14 protein-coding genes are annotated in these 16,478 nt (G+C 71.0%); 8 read left to right on the top strand and 6 right to left on the bottom strand.

Going from position 1 to position 16,478, the window contains the following annotated elements:
- Positions 1 to 88 precede the first annotated feature (88 nt).
- Genes ACH4RC_RS34635 through ACH4RC_RS34620 form a run of 4 tightly spaced genes read left to right on the top strand, consistent with a single transcriptional unit; the run spans position 89 to position 5,989 of the window.
- The gene (locus tag ACH4RC_RS34635; protein WP_398207917.1) at positions 89 to 838 is read left to right on the top strand and encodes a response regulator transcription factor; all 750 of its coding nucleotides are present in this window, start codon (positions 89 to 91) and stop codon (positions 836 to 838) included.
- A complete protein-coding gene (locus ACH4RC_RS34630; protein ID WP_398207916.1) occupies positions 835 to 2,361 on the top strand; it encodes a sensor histidine kinase in 1,527 nt (508 codons plus the stop codon). Before ACH4RC_RS34635 ends, ACH4RC_RS34630 begins: the two co-directional genes overlap by 4 nt.
- A 26-nt stretch (positions 2,362 to 2,387) precedes the next feature.
- Positions 2,388 to 3,842, top strand: coding sequence for a glycosyltransferase (locus tag ACH4RC_RS34625; protein ID WP_398207915.1), 1,455 nt, complete (start codon positions 2,388 to 2,390; stop codon positions 3,840 to 3,842).
- Entirely contained in the window at positions 3,839 to 5,989 is a 2,151-nt protein-coding gene (locus tag ACH4RC_RS34620) for an ArnT family glycosyltransferase (RefSeq protein WP_398207913.1), read from the top strand. The genes ACH4RC_RS34625 and ACH4RC_RS34620 overlap by 4 nt, the downstream gene beginning before the upstream one ends.
- Positions 5,990 to 6,130: 141 nt before the next feature.
- On the opposite strand, the gene ACH4RC_RS34615 is transcribed toward ACH4RC_RS34620, so the two are convergent.
- The gene (locus ACH4RC_RS34615) at positions 6,131 to 7,009 is read right to left on the bottom strand and encodes an endonuclease/exonuclease/phosphatase family protein (RefSeq protein WP_398207912.1); all 879 of its coding nucleotides are present in this window, start codon (positions 7,007 to 7,009) and stop codon (positions 6,131 to 6,133) included.
- A gap of 107 nt (positions 7,010 to 7,116) precedes the next feature.
- Here ACH4RC_RS34615 and ACH4RC_RS34610 point away from each other — a divergent pair, with 107 nt between their 5' ends.
- Together ACH4RC_RS34610 and ACH4RC_RS34605 are read left to right on the top strand one after the other, a co-directional pair.
- Positions 7,117 to 8,634 carry an MFS transporter gene (locus ACH4RC_RS34610; protein ID WP_398207910.1) on the top strand — a complete coding sequence of 506 codons (1,518 nt, stop codon included), beginning with the start codon at positions 7,117 to 7,119 and terminating at the stop codon, positions 8,632 to 8,634.
- A 132-nt stretch (positions 8,635 to 8,766) separates the two neighbouring features.
- The gene (locus ACH4RC_RS34605) at positions 8,767 to 9,540 is read left to right on the top strand and encodes a TetR/AcrR family transcriptional regulator (RefSeq protein ID WP_398207909.1); all 774 of its coding nucleotides are present in this window, start codon (positions 8,767 to 8,769) and stop codon (positions 9,538 to 9,540) included.
- Between the two features lie 22 nt (positions 9,541 to 9,562).
- Here the strand turns inward: ACH4RC_RS34605 and ACH4RC_RS34600 are convergent, their stop codons facing one another.
- Positions 9,563 to 10,030, bottom strand: coding sequence for a PPOX class F420-dependent oxidoreductase (locus ACH4RC_RS34600; protein WP_398207908.1), 468 nt, complete (start codon positions 10,028 to 10,030; stop codon positions 9,563 to 9,565).
- A 41-nt stretch (positions 10,031 to 10,071) separates the two neighbouring features.
- On the bottom strand, positions 10,072 to 10,434 hold the full coding sequence (locus ACH4RC_RS34595; protein ID WP_398207906.1) for an STAS domain-containing protein: 363 nt from the start codon (positions 10,432 to 10,434) through the stop codon (positions 10,072 to 10,074).
- A gap of 195 nt (positions 10,435 to 10,629) precedes the next feature.
- Between ACH4RC_RS34595 and ACH4RC_RS34590 the strand changes: the two genes are divergently transcribed.
- Complete coding sequence (locus ACH4RC_RS34590) at positions 10,630 to 11,385, top strand: GAF and ANTAR domain-containing protein (protein WP_398207904.1); 756 nt, start codon at positions 10,630 to 10,632, stop codon at positions 11,383 to 11,385.
- Positions 11,386 to 11,436: 51 nt separating this feature from the next.
- Positions 11,437 to 12,210 carry an ANTAR domain-containing protein gene (locus tag ACH4RC_RS34585; protein WP_398207902.1) on the top strand — a complete coding sequence of 258 codons (774 nt, stop codon included), beginning with the start codon at positions 11,437 to 11,439 and terminating at the stop codon, positions 12,208 to 12,210.
- A gap of 18 nt (positions 12,211 to 12,228) precedes the next feature.
- Here the strand turns inward: ACH4RC_RS34585 and ACH4RC_RS34580 are convergent, their stop codons facing one another.
- From ACH4RC_RS34580 to ACH4RC_RS34570, 3 genes are all read right to left on the bottom strand, one after another.
- The gene (locus ACH4RC_RS34580) at positions 12,229 to 13,047 is read right to left on the bottom strand and encodes a YceI family protein (protein WP_398207900.1); all 819 of its coding nucleotides are present in this window, start codon (positions 13,045 to 13,047) and stop codon (positions 12,229 to 12,231) included.
- Between the two features lie 234 nt (positions 13,048 to 13,281).
- Positions 13,282 to 15,819 carry an MFS transporter gene (locus ACH4RC_RS34575; protein ID WP_398207898.1) on the bottom strand — a complete coding sequence of 846 codons (2,538 nt, stop codon included), beginning with the start codon at positions 15,817 to 15,819 and terminating at the stop codon, positions 13,282 to 13,284.
- Between the two features lie 19 nt (positions 15,820 to 15,838).
- Positions 15,839 to 16,345, bottom strand: a complete 507-nt coding sequence (locus ACH4RC_RS34570) for a MarR family winged helix-turn-helix transcriptional regulator (protein WP_398207897.1) — start codon at positions 16,343 to 16,345, stop codon at positions 15,839 to 15,841.
- Between the last annotated feature and the right edge of the window lie 133 nt (positions 16,346 to 16,478).

Below are 16,478 nucleotides of genomic sequence, written 5' to 3'. Positions count from 1 at the left end.
GCGTGCCCTGAGAGGCCCCTGTTCGTTTCTCAGGAATTTCACAGGTACGGAAAAGGGTGTTCTCACAGGCGCGTCGCACTCTTGCGGTATGACGACGACCTCGCCCCAGGGGCGCACCGAACTGCTGAGGCCGGACGGGAGCCCCGTCCGGGTGCTTGTCGTGGACGACGAGCAGTCGATCACCGAGCTGCTGTCCATGGCCCTGCGTTACGAGGGCTGGCAGATACGGGCCGCCGGTGACGGGGCCGCAGCCGTGCAGACCGCGCGGGAGTTCCGGCCCGACGCCGTCGTGCTCGACATGATGCTGCCGGACATGGACGGGCTCAGCGTCCTCGGGCGGATGCGCCGCGAACTGCCCGACGTGCCGGTGCTCTTCCTGACCGCGAAGGACGCCGTCGAGGACCGGATCGCCGGGCTCACGGCCGGCGGCGACGACTACGTCACCAAGCCGTTCAGCCTGGAGGAGGTCGTCGCGCGGCTGCGCGGGCTGATCCGGCGGACCGGCGCGGCGGACCGGCGCAGCGAGTCCGTCCTCGTCGTCGGCGATCTGATGCTCGACGAGGACAGCCATGAGGTGTCGCGCGGCGGGGCCAACATCCACCTCACCGCGACCGAGTTCGAGCTGCTGCGCTTCCTGATGCGCAATCCGCGGCGTGTGCTCAGCAAGGCGCAGATCCTCGACCGGGTGTGGAGCTATGACTTCGGCGGGCAGGCCAACGTCGTCGAGCTGTACATCTCCTACCTGCGGCGGAAGATCGACGCGGGGCGTGAGCCGATGATCCACACGCGGCGCGGTGCCGGTTATCTGATCAAGCCTGCCGCCACGACGGTTTCGTGAGGCGGCGCCGTACGCGGACGCTGCGGACCCGCCTCGTCGTCACCGCGGTCGGACTGATCGCGCTGGTCGGCGTGGTCATCGGCACGGTGACGACGCTGGCCCTGCACACGTACCTGTACGGACAGCTCGACGACAAGGTCGGCCAGGTCGTCCGCATGGCCGGGGGCGGCCCCGGTGAGAAGCCGCAGCCCGGCGCGGGGGCACGCGAGAACGACCTTTCGTTCCTGGGCCTTCCGGGCCCCGGCGGCGAGAAGACCGTGGGCGCGCTGGTCGGCGCCGACGGATCGATCACCGAGGCGGCCGGTTCCGACCGCTACTCGCCCACCCGCACCACCGATCTGACCGACGCCCAGTCCGACGCCCTCGACACCGTCCCCCGTGACGGCAAGGCGCACAGCGTGAACCTGCCCGGTCTCGGGGAGTACCGCGTCCAGTCGTCCGGTGACGGCCGCTTGCTGGCCGGGCTTCCCGCCGACGACATCGAATCCACCCTCAACACCCTCATCCTCATCGAGGTCAGCGTCACCGGCGCCGGTCTGCTGGCCGCCGGGGTGACCGGGATCGTCATGGTCGGTGTCGCCCTGCGGCCCCTGCGCCGGGTCGCCGCGACAGCGACCCGCGTCTCCGAGCTGCCCCTCCACAGCGGCGAAGTCGCCCTGTACGAGCGTGTGCCGGACGCCGAGGCCGACCCGCACACCGAGGTCGGCCAGGTCGGCGCCGCGCTCAACCGCATGCTCGACCATGTGCACGGCGCGCTCCAGGCGCGGCAGCAGAGCGAGACGCGCGTACGGCAGTTCGTCGCGGACGCCAGCCATGAGCTGCGCACGCCGCTCGCCTCGATCCGGGGGTACGCCGAGCTGACCCGGCGCGGGCGCGAGGAGACCGGGCCCGACACCCGGCACGCGCTCGGCCGCATCGAGTCCGAGGCGCACCGGATGACCGGCCTGGTCGAGGATCTGCTGCTGCTCGCCCGGCTCGACGCGGGCCGACCCCTGTCGTACGAGCCGACGGACGTGTCGCCGCTCGTCGTCGACGCGCTCAGCGATGCCCGTGCCGCGGGCCAGGATCACGTCTGGCGGCTCGAACTGCCCGAGGAACCGGCCACCGTACTCGCCGATTCCGCACGCCTGCATCAGGTCCTCGTCAACCTCCTTGCGAACGCCCGTACGCACACGCCACCGGGCACCACCGTCACCGCGCGCGTGCACCGGCACGGGCCCTGGGTCTGTCTCGACGTGCAGGACGACGGGCCCGGCATCCCCGCCGAGCTGCTGCCGCGCGTCTTCGAACGGTTCGCGCGCGGAGACTCGTCGCGGTCGCGCAAGGCGGGCTCCACAGGGCTCGGCCTCGCCATCGTGCAGGCCGTCGCCGCCGCGCACGGGGGCGACGTGACCGTGGACAGCGTGCCCGGCCGCCGGACGACGTTCACCGTGCATCTGCCTGCCCACCAGGAGGCGGCCCAGCCACGGATCGAGCCCCGCACGTACTCACAGGCAGGCCAAAGCTTCACCACACAGCGCTAACAGGGCAGTTGGCGAATGTCGATGGCATGCGAACCGACTCTTCCGAAGGCCTCGGCCCGTTGGCCGGCCGCGCCACGACGTTCCGTGCGCTGCCCGCGCGGGAGCACCTTCCCGTGGGCAGCGGTGGCACTCCCGGCACGCCCGGCACCCCCGTTCTGGACGTCGTCATCCCCGTCTACAACGAGGAGAAGGACCTCGGCGCCTGCGTCCGCAGACTCCACGACCATCTGCTCCGCACCTTCCCCTACCGCTTCCGCATCACCATCGCGGACAACGCGTCCACGGACAGCACGCCCCAGGAGGCCGGCCGGCTGACCGCGGACCTGCCCGAGGTCCGGTACTCACGGCTCGAACAGAAGGGGCGCGGGCGCGCGCTGCGCACCGTGTGGTCGGCGTCCGAGGCGCCGGTCCTCGCCTACATGGACGTGGACCTCTCCACCGACCTCAACGCGCTGCTTCCGCTCGTCGCCCCGCTCATCTCCGGCCACTCCGACCTGGCGATCGGGTCGCGGCTCGCCCGCAGCTCACGGGTGGTGCGCGGCCCGAAGCGGGAGTTCATCTCGCGCGCCTACAACCTGATTCTGCGCGGTTCGCTGCAGGCCCGTTTCTCGGACGCTCAGTGTGGGTTCAAGGCGATCCGGCGCGACGTGGCGCAGGTGCTGCTGCCGCTGGTCGAGGACACCGGCTGGTTCTTCGACACGGAGATGCTGGTGCTCGCCGAGCGCGCGGGGCTCCGTATCCACGAAGTGCCCGTCGACTGGGTCGACGACCCGGACTCGACCGTCCACATCGTCAAGACGGCGACCGAGGACCTCAAGGGTGTGTGGAGGGTCGGCAAGGCGCTCGCCACCGGCTCGCTCCCCCTCGACCGGCTCGCGCGCCCCTTCGGGGACGATCCGCGCGACCGCCGGCTGCCCGGCGTGCCCAAGGGGCTCGCCCGCCAGCTCGTCGGGTTCTGCGTCGTCGGCGGCCTGTCGACCCTGCTCTACCTGCTGCTCTACTCCGGCTTCCGGGCGTTCTCGGGTGCCCAGATCGCCAACGCGCTCGCGCTGCTCGTCTCCGCGGTCGCCAACACCGCCGCCAACCGGCGCCTCACCTTCGGCGTCCGCGGGCGCGACCGGGCCGTGCGCCACCAGGCCCAGGGCCTCGTCGTCTTCGGCATCGGCCTCGCCCTGACCAGCGGTTCCCTCGCCGCCCTCAACGCGGCGTCCGGCGCGCCCGCGCACTCCACCGAGCTCGCCGTGCTCATCGCCGCCAACCTCGCGGCGACCGTGCTGCGCTTCCTGCTCTTCCGGGCGTGGGTCTTCACCGACCAGACCGAACAGCCGTCCGAGCGTACCCACCAGCCGCTGGAGCGCACTCACCAGCCGCTGGAGCGCACCCACCAGCCGTCCGAGCGCACCCACCAACTGCCCGAGCGCACCCACCGGCCGCCCGAGCGGACGCATGACCCCGTCCCCGAGCCCAGGGATCTCCGATGACCACAGACATCCGTCCGTACGACGTGGCTCCGGCCCACCCGGTGCCGGGTCACGGTCGCCCGAGGACCTCCTTCCCGCGCCGCGTGTGGCGCGGCCGGGCCGAGGACGCGCGCTGGGTGCGCCCCGCCTTCCTCGCCCTCCTCCTCGTCGTCGGCCTCGCCTACCTCTGGAACCTGTCGGCCTCCGGCTACGCCAACTCCTTCTACTCCGCCGCAGTCCAGGCGGGCAGCGAGAGCTGGAAGGCGATGTTCTTCGGCTCGTCCGACGCGGCCAACGCCATCACCGTCGACAAGCCGCCGGCCGCGCTGTGGCCGATGGTGCTGTCCGTCCGCCTCTTCGGTCTCAGCTCCTGGGCGATCCTCGTTCCCGAGGTACTGATGGCGCTGGCCACGGCGGGTGTTCTGTACGGGGCCGTACGCCGTCGGTTCAGTGCCGTCGCGGGTCTCATCACGGTCGCCGTGTTCGCCACGACGCCCGTCGCCGCGCTCATGTTCCGGTTCAACAACCCTGACGCGCTCCTCGCCCTGCTCATGACCGTCACCGTGTACTGCGTACTGCGGGCCATGGAGCACGCCCGTACGAAGTGGCTGGTCATCGCCGGTGCCGCCGTCGGTCTCGCCTTTCTGACCAAGACGTTGCAGGCCTTCCTGATCCTGCCGCCGCTCGCCCTGCTCTACGGGGTCTTCGCACCGACCCGGCTGCGCAGGCGGCTCGGCCAGCTGGCCCTCGCCGGGCTCGCGATGACCGTCGCGGGCGGCTGGTGGGTGGCGGTCGTGGAGCTGTGGCCCGCGTCCTCACGCCCGTACATCGGCGGCTCCCAGAACAACTCGTTCCTCGAACTCACCTTCGGCTACAACGGCCTCGGGCGGATCAACGGTGACGAGACCGGGTCCGTCGGCGGTGGGGGCGGCGGTGGCGGCATGGGCGGTGGCACCGGGCAGTGGGGGGAGACCGGGCTCGGGCGGATGTTCAACTCCGAGATCGGCAGTCAGATCTCGTGGCTGATCCCCGCCGCGCTGATTCTGCTCGTCGCGGGTGTCGTCCTCACGTGGAAGGCCAAGCGGGTCGACACGGCGCGCGCCGCGTTCCTCGCGTGGGGTGGGTGTCTCGTGATGACCGGGCTCGTCTTCAGCTTCATGGCCGGGATCTTCCACCAGTACTACACGGTGGCTCTCGCTCCTTACATCGCGGCGCTGGTCGGTATGGGCGCCACGGTGCTCTGGGAGGAGCGGTCCCGGGTCGGCGCCTCCGTGGCGCTCGGTGCGGCCGTCGTCGTCAGTGCGGTGTGGGCGTATGTGCTGCTCGGGCGGGTGCCGGAGTATCTGCCCTGGTTGCGGTGGGTCGTGCTCGTCGGGGGGCTGTCGGCGGGGGCCGGGCTTGCCCTTGCGGGGAGGGCCGGGCGGCAGGTCGCGCTCGGGGCCGCCGGGCTCGGGGTTGTCGTCTCGCTTGCGGCGCCGGTCGCTTACACCGTCAGTACGTTGAACACCGGGCATACCGGGTCGATCGTCACGGCTGGGCCTTCGGGGGCCAGTGCGATGGGTATGCCCGGTGGTGGGGGTGGAGGTCGTGGTGGGGGGCCTGGGGGCGGCGGTGGTGATGGTGGTGGTGGTATGCAGCCGCCTGGTGGGCAGCAGCAGGGTCAGGGGCAGGCGCCGGGGCAAGGTCAGAAACAGGGTGGGTTCCCTGGTGGGGGCCCCGGTGGAGGCATGCCCGGGCAGAGCCAGAACCAGAACCCGGGCGCGGAGATGTCGCAGCAACGGGGCGGCGGGATGGGTGGTCTTCTCAACGGGGCCGATGTCAGCGCCAAGGCCAAGAAGCTCCTCCAGAGGAACGCCGGGGACTACACCTGGGTCGCCGCCACCGTCGGGTCGCAGAACCAGGCCAGTTATCAGCTCGCCACGGGTGATCCCGTCATGGCCGTCGGTGGGTTCAACGGGACGGATCCGGCTCCTACGCTTGCTCAGTTCAAGCAGTACGTCGAGGACGGGAAGATCCACTACTTCATCGGTAGTGGGGGGACGGGTGCCGGGGCCGGGGCCGGGTCGGGATCCGGGGCCTCTTCGAAGATCGCTTCCTGGGTGGAGGGGAACTTCGTCAAGGTGACGGTCGGGAGCGCCACGTTCTACGACCTGACTCAGCCCATCTGACTCAGCCCACCTGACTCAGGCCGAGAGTTGAGATCTCCCCACCCCGCCCCTTCCCGAAATCGGCGCTTCGCGTCACGGGGAGGGGCGGGTCGTCTGTCGGCGCGCCCGCCGTCGTGGCTGGTCGCGCAGTTCCCCGCGCCCCTAGCGGGGCAGCAGTACCTCCGCGATCACTGGGCGGTGGTCCGATGCCGTTGGCTCCTCCGGGATCGAGACGGCTCGGGGGCGTACGCCCTTGCCCACCGCCACGTAGTCGATCCGGCGCGTCGGTGCGTTCGCCGGGTAGGTGCCGCCCTCGGGCGGGCCCGCGTCCGTCAGTTCGGTCCACAAGGGGGCGAGCTCCGGGGCGGAGGGCACCGCGTTGAAGTCGCCCAGCAGTACTTGGCGTGCGCCGGGGACGGACTGGCTTTCGGCCGACATGATGCGGCGGGCGTCCGCGACCTGGGCCGCCCGGACGGCGGGGTCCGCGCGGTAGTCCAGGTGGGTCACGAAGACCTGTACCGGTACGCCGCGGACCTTCAGGGTGACCTCGCCGAAGCCGGGTGCCAGGGCCGGGACGGGGTCCGGGTCCTGCGTGGACAGGCGGGTGATCTCGTGGTTCGCGGCGGCCCGGATCGGATACCGGGACAGCACCGCCACCCCGAACTCGCGCCGCGGTTCCCCGGCCGCCGCCGGGTCGAGGCTGTATATCGGCGCGAACGACACCCGCATCCCGAGGCGGTCCGCCAACTCGCGGGCCACGTCGAGGTTCTGGCTGCGCGCCCCCCAGTGGACGTCGACCTCCTGGAGGCCGATCACGTCCGCGCGCAGCGCCCGTAGCGCCGCCGCCTGCCGGTCCAGGTCGAAGACCTCGTCCATGCCGGAGCCGGCGTGGATGTTGTACGTGGCGATCCGCAGAGGGACGGGGCGGTGGTGGCGGGCCGCGGCGGAGGCGGACGGCGCGGCCGTCGCGGCGATGCCCAGCAAGGCCGCGGACAGGGCCAGATGAGGCAGTGCTGGCAGTGCTCCAGTACGCGTCGGCATGCCGGAACCGTATGCCGAAAATCGAGTTGTACACCGTAAAGCTCCTCCCTTACGGTGTACAGGAAAGGAATGCGGCAGCGGCATCGACGACCACCCCAGGGGGACACATGACCACCACGACAACAGACAACGGCGCCTCGCCACTCGCGCCTCCCGAGCGTCACCCGCAGCGCTGGATCATCCTCGGCGTCATCTGTCTCGCCCAGCTGACCGTGCTGCTCGACAACACCGTCCTGAACGTCGCCATCCCCTCCCTGACCAGGGAGCTGGACGCGTCGACCGCCGACATCCAGTGGGTCATCAGCGCGTACTCGCTCGTGCAGTCGGGGCTGCTGCTCACCGCGGGCAGCACGGCCGACCGGTACGGGCGCAAGAAGATGCTCGCGGCGGGGCTCGTCCTGTTCGGGGCGGGGTCGCTGGTCGCCGGGCTCGCCCAGTCCACCGGGCAGCTGATCGCCGCCCGCGCGGGCATGGGCGTCGGCGGCGCGCTCCTGATGACCACGACGCTCGCCGTCATCGTGCAGGTCTTCGACGACGCCGAGCGCGTGAAGGCGATCGGGCTGTGGGCGACGGTCAACTCGCTCGGGTTCGCCGTCGGGCCGCTGCTCGGCGGGTTCATGCTCGACCACTTCTGGTGGGGCGCGATCTTCCTGATCAACATTCCGGTCGCGGTCGTCGGGCTCGTCGCCACGCTCGTCCTCGTACCGGAGTCGAAGAACCCGCGCGGCGACCGGCCCGACCTGCTGGGCGCGGTGCTGTCCACGATCGGCATGACCGGGGTCGTCTACGCCATCATCTCCGGGCCCGACGAGGGGTGGACGTCCGCGACCACGCTCACCTCCGCCGCCGTCGGTGTCGTCGTCATGGGCGCCTTCGTGGCGTGGGAGCTGCGCATCCCGTACCCGATGCTCGACATGCACTTCTTCCGGAATCAGAAGTTCACGGGCGCGGTGGCCGGGGCGATCCTCGTCGCGTTCGGCATGGGCGGGTCGTTGTTCCTGCTCACGCAGCACCTCCAGTTCGTGCTCGGGTACGGGCCGCTGGAGGCGGGGCTGCGGACCGCGCCGCTCGCGCTCACCGTCGTCGCGCTCAACCTCACCGGGATCGGGGCGCGGCTGCTGCCCAGGCTCGGTACGCCGCTGACCATCGCGTCCGGGATGACGTGCCTGGCGGCCGGGCTCGCGGTGATCTCCCTGCTCGGCGGGGACAGTTACGGCGGCATGCTGGCGGGCCTGATCGTCATGGGCGCCGGGATCGCGCTGGCCATGCCGGCCATGGCCAACGCCATCATGAGCGCGATCCCGCCGGAGAAGGCGGGCGTCGGCGCGGGCGTCAACGGCACGCTCGCCGAGTTCGGCAACGGTCTCGGCGTCGCCGTGCTCGGCGCGGTCCTCAACGCCCGGTTCGCGGCGCTCGTATCGGTCTCGGCCGCCTCGCTGCCCGCGGCGCTCGCGGCGGCGACGTCGGACGCGGAGCGGGCCCGGATCTCCGACGCGTTCTCCTCGGGCCTGGAGACCAGTCAGCTGGTCGGGGCCGTCGCCGTGCTCGTCGGCGGACTGCTCGCCGCCGCGTTGCTGCGGCGGGCGGAGAGGGCAGACTCAGCGGTGGCCGCCTCTTCCGTATAGCGGGTGGTGGCTTCCGCATAGCATCGACACCGGGCGGACGGACGGATTCCGTGGACCATCGTGGATCATGAAGGCCCACGGAACTCGACCCTCCGCCCGCTCATGGGCGAGCGACTTCTGGGAGGGTGCGCCATGGCCAAGGCAGCGCGGATGAGTATCTGGCTGGAGAACCCCGCGGCCAGGACGCCACGCACCCGGCGCAGTGAGCAGCCGAGCGGCCTGGACCGGGACCGCATCACCGAGGCCAGCGTGCGGCTGCTCGACGCGGAGGGGCTCGCCAAGTTCTCCATGCGGCGCCTCGCGGGCGAGCTGGGGGTGACCGCGATGTCCGTGTACTGGTACGTCGACACCAAGGACGACCTGCTCGAACTCGCCTTGGACCGGGTCTTCGGCGAGTTGGAGGTACCGGGGCCGCAGGACGTGGACGCCGGGGACTGGCGGGAGCACGTACGGAAGCTGGCGGCCGGTTACCGGGCCCTGATGGTGCGCCATCCGTGGGTCTCCCCCCAGATCGGCAACTACCTGAACATCGGGCCGAACTCGCTGCGGTTCGCGCGCGCCGTCCAGCGTGTCATCGGCGCCACCGGGCTGCCGATGGCCGCGCAGCGCGGCGCCATCGCGTCCGTCTTCCAGTTCGTCTACGGCTACGGCACGATCGAGGGCCACTTCCGTCAGCGGTGCGCCGAGGCGGGCATGTCTCAGGACGACTACTTCGCCGAGGCGATGGCGGCGTTCCGGGTGCCGGAGGAGATGGCCGAGGACTTCCGGCACGCGGAGTACATGGTGGCGGAGGCGGGCAGCCGGACCGTCGAGGAGATGCGCGACGCGGACTTCCAGGTCGCGCTCGACCTGCTGATCGGGGGCATCGAGGCCTTGGTCGCCGCCCAGCCGTCCGAGCGGCCCTGAACGTCGGTCTCCGCCCTGGAAGTCAGTCCCGCGCGAGCCGCGCCGGGAACCCGCCCGTGGCAACCGGCCCCCACTTCTCCGGCGTCACGCGGATGATCGACTTGCCCTGCTCGACCATCGCCGCGCGGTACTCGTCCCAGTCCGGGTGCTCACCCGAGATGTTCCGGAAGTACTCCACGAGCGGCTCGACCGAGTCGGGCGCGTCGATGACCTCGGCGGCCCCGTCGACCTGGACCCACGGGCCGTTCCACTCGTCGCTGAGGACCAGCACGCTCACGCGCGGGTTCCGCTTGGCGTTGCGCGTCTTGGCGCGCTCCGGGTAGGTGGACATGACGATCCGCCCGGAGTCGTCGACGCCGCAGGTCAGCGGCGACGCCTGCGGGGTGCCGTCGGCGCGGGCGGTGATCAGGAGGGCGCGGTGGCGGGGGCGTACGAAGTCGAGCAGCCCGTCGAGGGAGACGCGGGTGTTGGTCGCGATGTTCGGAGCCATGCGCTCAGCCTATGCCGCGCCCGGACGAGCCCCCGGAGGCCTCACTCCTCGCACGCCCGTAACGCCTCCTCCACGGTGTCGTGCATCGGCACGTCCCGTCTGACCTGGGACAGGGTCAGCACGCGCCGTACCGGCCCGCCCGGCGGGACGGCGACCCGCATGGCGGTGCCGTAGAGCCGCAGGTAGCGGCGCAGGTCGAGCAGGAGACGTACGCCCTGTGAGTCGAGGAACGTGGTGCGGGTCAGATCGAGGACGAACTCGCGGCTGCGCTCCGCCCGCTCGTCGGCCAGGGCGCAGGCCTCGGTGAGCAGGACCGGCGCGTTGCCGAGATCGATCTCCGGCGGAAACGTGACGACGGTGCGCTCGGCGATGTCGACGAGCGCGAGGTGAACGGGAGTGGCCACAGGGCACACCTGCCAGACCGGTCTCGTGGTCGGTCGGTGGACGACGAGCCGCTTCCTGACCCGGCTTCCATTGCACCACCCACGGGGGACCCGCGTCGCACTCCTTGCCAAATCCACTTCTTCTTATGGAAACGGCTAGAGTTCTGTCCGTCCTGCGCTCGCAGTCGGGAATGTGCTGCGGAGCTCTCCCCGCGCATGGCCATACGGTCATGCTCGCTGAAGAGGTTCGTGGTGGTTGCGCCCAGTTTTCCCGAAGTTCCGCCGTCTTCTGCTGCCGATTTCCGGCTGGCCGAGGCGTTCACCGTCGCAGCGCGTCAGCTGCACGAGCAGTCCAACCCGCGTGCCACCCTGCGCACCGCCGTACGCCTCGCCGTGCACCTGGTGCCCGGGGCCGACCACGCCGGCATCGTCACCGTCGGCCGCGACCTCGTGCCCGAGTCGGTGGCCTGGAGCGACGACGTGGCTCGCAGCGCCCAGGCGGTGACCGGGATGCCGGGCCACCGCACGTTCTGGGAGCGGCTGTGGGAGGCGCCCGTAGCGGTTCTGGAGGACACCGCCGAGGTCAACGGGGCGGGACAGTCCCTGCCCGTCCTCGGTGTGGGCTGTGTGCTCGCGCTGCGGCTGCGCGCCGAGCGGCGGCAGCTGACGGCGCTCGTGCTCTACGGGCGCAAGCCGGGCGGCCACGACGAGCGCAGCCTGCGCGTCGGCCGGATGCTCGCCGCGCACGTATCCCTCGCGCACGACTCGGCCACCGTGCAGGAACAGCTCACGGAGGCGATGCGCACCCGGGACCTCATCGGCCAGGCCACCGGCCTCCTGATGGCGCGTGAGGGGGTCGACGCGGCCGAGGCGTTCGACCACCTCGTACGGGCCTCGCAGCAGCAGAACATAAAGCTGAGAGAGCTGGCGCAGCGTTACGTGGAGTCCGCCGCACGGTCCCGGGACGCGTGAGCGACCGGGCGCGGTACGCGTGAGCGACCGATTCCGGGTCACTAGTAGGAAATGACCAATCCTGCCGAATTCCCAGTCCCTGATTCGGAAGACGGTCGGCCCGAGGCGCGGACGCTGGACACCGGCGCCCTCTACCGGGCCCTGGCCGAGTGTGACGGTCTCGACGGCTTTCTCCAGGAGCTGACCGTTCGGGCGGCGCGCGTCGTGCGGCCCGGCGGGTGCAGCGTCACGCTGCACCGCGCCCACCGGCTGCGCACCGTCGCGGCCAGCGAGGGCGTGGTGAGCGGGCTCGACCAGCTCCAGTACGAGGCCGACACCGGGCCGTGCGTGACCGCCGCGCGCGAATGTGTGGAGCAGCACACCCCGGACCTGGCGGTCGAGAGGCGCTGGGGTCCGTTCCCCGCCGAGGCGTGGCAGTGCGGCATCCGGTCCATGCTGGCGCTGCCGCTCACCCTGAACCACGGGGTCTACGGCGCCCTCAACTTCTACGCGCGTACCCACGACGCGTTCCGCGAGCGGCGCGAGATCGCGCGCAAGCTCGCCGCGCAGGCGTCCGGCGCCGTGGCGGTGGCGCTGCGGATCGAGCACGAGCGCGAGGTCGGCCTCGACCTGCGCACCGCGATGCTCTCGCGCAGCGTCATCGACCAGGCCATCGGCATCGTGATGGGGCGGCGCCGGTGCGACGCGGACGCCGCGCTCGGGCTGCTGCGCCGCCGCTCCCAGGACGAGAACGTCAAGCTGCGGGAGCTGTGCGCCCGGATCGTGACGCAGGTGGGCGGCGCACCACCGCGCCGGGGCGACTTCACCGCACGCCTCCCCGGCTGACCCCCCTCGACAGCGGTACTAGACCTGCGGAAGCGCGTCGCCCTGGACCGCCTGGATGTCCAGCTCCACCTTGAGCGTCGCGCCGATCGCCGCGATGCCGGCCTGGACGACCTGGTTGTAGTTCATGGCGAAGTCCTCGCGCTTCAGCTCGGCCGTCGCCTTGAACGCGGCGCGGGTGCCGCCCCACGGGTCGGCGCCGGTGCCGAGGTAGCTGAGGTCGAGGTCGACCTGGCGGGCGACGCCGTGCAGGCCCAGCTCACCGTGGACGGTCCAGCGGTCCGGCCCCGCCGGGGTCAGAGCGGTGCTCCTGAAGGTGATCTCGGGGTACGTCTCGACGTCCAGGAAGTCCGGCGACTTCAGGTGGCCGTCGCGCATGCCGTTGCCGGTGTCGATCGACGCGGCCTTGATCACGGCCTCGACGCGGGACTTCTCCACGTCCTGCGCGATGTCCACGCGGGCGGTGAAGTCGGTGAAGCGGCCGTGCACGCTGGTGATCCCCAGGTGCTGCGCGGTCGCCGCGACGGCGGAGTGGGCGGGGTCGACCGTCCACGGTCCGGGCGGCGGCAGCTCGGCGCCGCCCTGCCGCGCGAGCACGACCGTGCCCACCTCGGCGCGGCCGGTCGCCGTCACCAGCGCGGTGGAGGCCGCGGGGGCGTACCCGACAGCGGTCACGATCACGGTGTAGGGGCCGGGGGTGAGGACCGACGCGTCGTGCACGGCCCCCTCGTCGTCGGCCTCGGCGCGCAGCACCTGCGCGCCGGTCATGTCGGTCACCGTGACGACGGCGTGCGGCAGGGCCCAGCCGTCCCGCGTACGGATCCGCGCACTCAGTCCCATCAGTCACAACTCCTAGCTCAAGTTCTCACACACGTAAGGAAATCAAGGTGGCCCCGGACGCGAACGGGCCCCGGCCCGTGACGTCTCGGCCGTCCCCTGCCGTTAACGACGCCACCGGGTCCGGGGCCCATTTCCCACAACCGGTCCGGGAGGCCCGCGTCTCCGCTCGAAGCGCGGGCCGCCCGGTCCGGGGTCCTGTCAGGGACTCACTGGTCTTGCAGCGAACTGCTCGGACTACTCGCCGGGGTGCGAGAGTTCGATGTCGTGGCCGTCGACGCCACTGCCCTGCACGCTGAGGTGCGTGGCCACCGGCGGGTAGCCGGTCGCGATGACCGTGTACTCGCCGCCGTCCAGGTCGGTGAAGGCGTACGCGCCGTCCTCACCGGTGGTCGACGTCGCCACGACGTTGCCCGCGGCGTCGATGAGCGTGACCCGGGCGTCGTTCAGGGAGCGGCCCGCGGCGCGCACGGTGCCCTGCACCTGCGAACCGGCGTTCAGCTCGATCTCGACGCGGGTGACACCCGTGCCGCCGACCTCGACGGGCAGCGCGAGCGGCCGGTGTCCGGCGGCGTTCACCGCGACGGTCACGGCGCCGGGCACCAGCTCGGCGAAGGTGAACTCACCCTCGGGGCCCGAGAGCCCGGTGGCGAGGACGTCACCGCGGACGTCGGTCACGATGACCATGGCGCCGACGACGGCGGCCTTGGTCTCCGCGGCCTTGACCACACCGCTCAGGCCGCTGGTGCCGCTGAGCAGGATGTCGTACGCGACCGGCTCCTCGCCGACGACGACGGTGGAGGCCTGCGGCTGGTAGCCGTCGGCCGAGGCGATCAGCACGTAGGAGCCGGCGCCGGGGGCGTCGATCCCGTACTGGCCGTCGCCCTGGGCGACCGCGCGGCCCAGCTGCCGTCCGCCGAGGGAGATCAGCGTGACCGCGGCCCGCGGGACCGGGGCGGACTCGGCGCCGCGGACGAAACCGCGCACCGGGATGCCGCCGCCGACGGCCTGCGCCGGGGCGTCCCCGGAGGAGACGGACGCGGTGGCGGCCAGCGGCTGCGTCTGCGTGTCACCGACCGGCTCACCCGCGCCGACCAGGCTCGGCACCCGCTCGTCCTGGCCCTGGACGGGCTGGGCGGCGGCGGGGGCCGGGGCACCGGCGCCCTGGGCGTCGCCGGCGGCCTGTTCGAGAGCTCCGGACGTACGCAGCGGAACCTCCTTGATGAAGATGGTGACGAGGAACGCCAGGAAGGCGATCGGCGCGACGTAGAGGAAGATGTCGCCGATGCCGTGCCCGTAGGCGCTCTCCAGCCAGGTGCGGATGTGCGGGGGCAGCAGGTCCATGTTCGGGATGCCGCTGCCGCCCATCGCCTTGCCGGCCGCCGCCTGCTCCTGCGGGTCGAGCGTGCCGATGGAGTCCTTCGCGTAGTGGCTGATGCGCGTGGTCATCACGGAGCCGAGCGCCGAGACGCCGATGGCACCACCGAGGGAACGGAAGAACGTCACCGTGGAGGAGGCGGAACCGAGGTCCTTCGGCGCGACCTGGTTCTGCGTGCTCAGCACGAGGTTCTGCATCATCATGCCGACGCCGAGACCCATCAGCGCCATGAAGATCGCGATGTGCCAGTACGGGGTGTCGTAGCGCATGGTGCCGAGCAGGCCGAGGCCCGCGGTCAGGAACGCGCCGCCGGCGACCAGCCACGCCTTCCACTTGCCGGTCCGGGTGATGACCTGGCCGGAGACGGTGGACGAGATGAACAGGCCACCGATCATCGGGATCGTCATGACGCCCGACATCGTCGGCGACTTGTCGCGCGCCAGCTGGAAGTACTGCGAGAAGTACACGGTGCCCGCGAACATCGCGACACCGACGAACAGCGAGGCGATCGAGGCCAGCGTGATGGTGCGGTTCTTGAAGAGCCGCAGCGGGATGATCGGCTCGGACGCCTTGGACTCGGCCAGGACGAAGAGGAGCGCGAGCACGATCGCGCCACCGACCATCGTGTAGGTCTGCCACGACACCCAGTCGTACTTGTCGGAGGCGAAGGTGACCCACAGGAGCAGCAGGCAGGCCGCGGCGGTGATGAAGAAGGCGCCGGCCCAGTCGACCTTGACCTTCCGCTTCACGACGGGCAGGTGCAGCGTCTTCTGCAGCACGATGAGCGCGATCAGCGCGAAGGGCACACCGACGTACAGGCAGTAGCGCCAGCCGAGGAAGCTCGTGTCGGTGATGACACCACCGATCAGCGGGCCGCCGACGGTCGCGACCGCGAACGTCGCGCCCAGGTAACCGGAGTACCGGCCACGCTCACGCGGCGAGATCATCGCCGCCATGACGATCTGCGCCAGGGCCGAGAGACCACCGGCGCCGATGCCCTGGATGGCACGCGCGGAGATCAGCATCGCCGGGTTCTGCGCGAGACCGGCGATGACGGAGCCCGCCACGTAGACGATCAGGGCTATCTGGACGAGCGCCTTCTTGCTGAAGAGGTCGGCCATCTTGCCCCACAGGGGCGTGGTGGCCGTCATCGCGAGCAGCGAGGCGGTGACGACCCAGGTGTACGCGGACTGGCCGCCGCCCAGGTCGCCGATGATCTCCGGGAGGGCGTTGGTGACGACCGTCGAGGAGATGATCGCGGCGAACATGCCGAGCAGCAGCCCGGACAGCGCCTCCATGATCTGCCGGTGCGTCATCGGAGCGCCGCCGTCGGAAGGCGCGCCTCCGTGCTTGGCGGCATGGCTGCCCCGCACACCGGACGGTGTGGATGTTGCCATGGGATTCCTTTTCTTACGTTTACGCGGGTGTACGGGTGGTCTGCACCGACGCCGGGCTCTGCGCGGCGACGGGGAGCTGGGTGCGGGACGCCGTCGTCCGGCAGTCCCCGAAGCTGTCGCGCAGGCGCGTCATGAGGGTGATCAACTGGTTGACCTCGTCGTCCGACCAGTCGCTCAGCCGGTCGGCGAGCAGCTCCGTCGTGCGGACGTTCAGGTCGTCCATCTGCGCGTTCCCCTCTGCGGTGAGAGTAAGAATGCGCGAACGTTTGTCGGCGGGGTCGGGGCGACGCTCGATCCAGCCGCGGTCGGCGGTGTGGGCCACGTGGCGGCTCGCCACGGACATGTCCACCGCGAGGAGCTCGGCCAGCCTGCTCATCCGCATGTCGCCGTACCGCTTGAGCAGTGTGAGGACTGCGGCTGAACCGGCCGGGCACTCGGGCGGCAGGATGCGTGCCATATCCCTTTTGACGGCGCCGAAGGCACTGAGCTGACGGGCCAGCTCGTCGTAATGACGCTGTGCGGCCACGGCACCTCCTGACCAGTATTTTATTCGTTGCTTAGGGCAACCATAGAACCAGTTGGTTGCCGCAGGCAAACTAAAAGGGACGTAGGAAGATAAAATGAGGGCAAAGGGGAGTGCTAGCGCTTGTAAAAGTGCA

This window comes from Streptomyces sp. NPDC016845 (assembly GCF_044332585.1).
In the GTDB taxonomy this organism is placed as follows: Bacteria; Actinomycetota; Actinomycetes; order Streptomycetales; family Streptomycetaceae; genus Streptomyces.
This window is presented reverse-complemented; position numbering and strand designations above follow the sequence as displayed.

Excerpts from the sequence above, each read along its gene's own strand:
- ACH4RC_RS34625 (WP_398207915.1), top strand. The coding sequence starts at position 2,388 with ATGCGAACCGACTCTTCCGAAGGCCTCGGCCCGTTGGCCGGCCGCGCC.
- ACH4RC_RS34635 (WP_398207917.1), top strand. The coding sequence starts at position 89 with ATGACGACGACCTCGCCCCAGGGGCGCACCGAACTGCTGAGGCCGGAC.
- ACH4RC_RS34610 (WP_398207910.1), top strand. The coding sequence starts at position 7,117 with ATGACCACCACGACAACAGACAACGGCGCCTCGCCACTCGCGCCTCCC.
- ACH4RC_RS34580 (WP_398207900.1), bottom strand. The coding sequence starts at position 13,047 with ATGGGACTGAGTGCGCGGATCCGTACGCGGGACGGCTGGGCCCTGCCG.
- ACH4RC_RS34620 (WP_398207913.1), top strand. The coding sequence starts at position 3,839 with ATGACCACAGACATCCGTCCGTACGACGTGGCTCCGGCCCACCCGGTG.
- ACH4RC_RS34605 (WP_398207909.1), top strand. The coding sequence starts at position 8,767 with ATGGCCAAGGCAGCGCGGATGAGTATCTGGCTGGAGAACCCCGCGGCC.
- ACH4RC_RS34575 (WP_398207898.1), bottom strand. The coding sequence starts at position 15,819 with ATGGCAACATCCACACCGTCCGGTGTGCGGGGCAGCCATGCCGCCAAG.
- ACH4RC_RS34585 (WP_398207902.1), top strand. The coding sequence starts at position 11,437 with ATGACCAATCCTGCCGAATTCCCAGTCCCTGATTCGGAAGACGGTCGG.
- ACH4RC_RS34590 (WP_398207904.1), top strand. The coding sequence starts at position 10,630 with ATGGCCATACGGTCATGCTCGCTGAAGAGGTTCGTGGTGGTTGCGCCC.
- ACH4RC_RS34615 (WP_398207912.1), bottom strand. The coding sequence starts at position 7,009 with ATGCCGACGCGTACTGGAGCACTGCCAGCACTGCCTCATCTGGCCCTG.
- ACH4RC_RS34600 (WP_398207908.1), bottom strand. The coding sequence starts at position 10,030 with ATGGCTCCGAACATCGCGACCAACACCCGCGTCTCCCTCGACGGGCTG.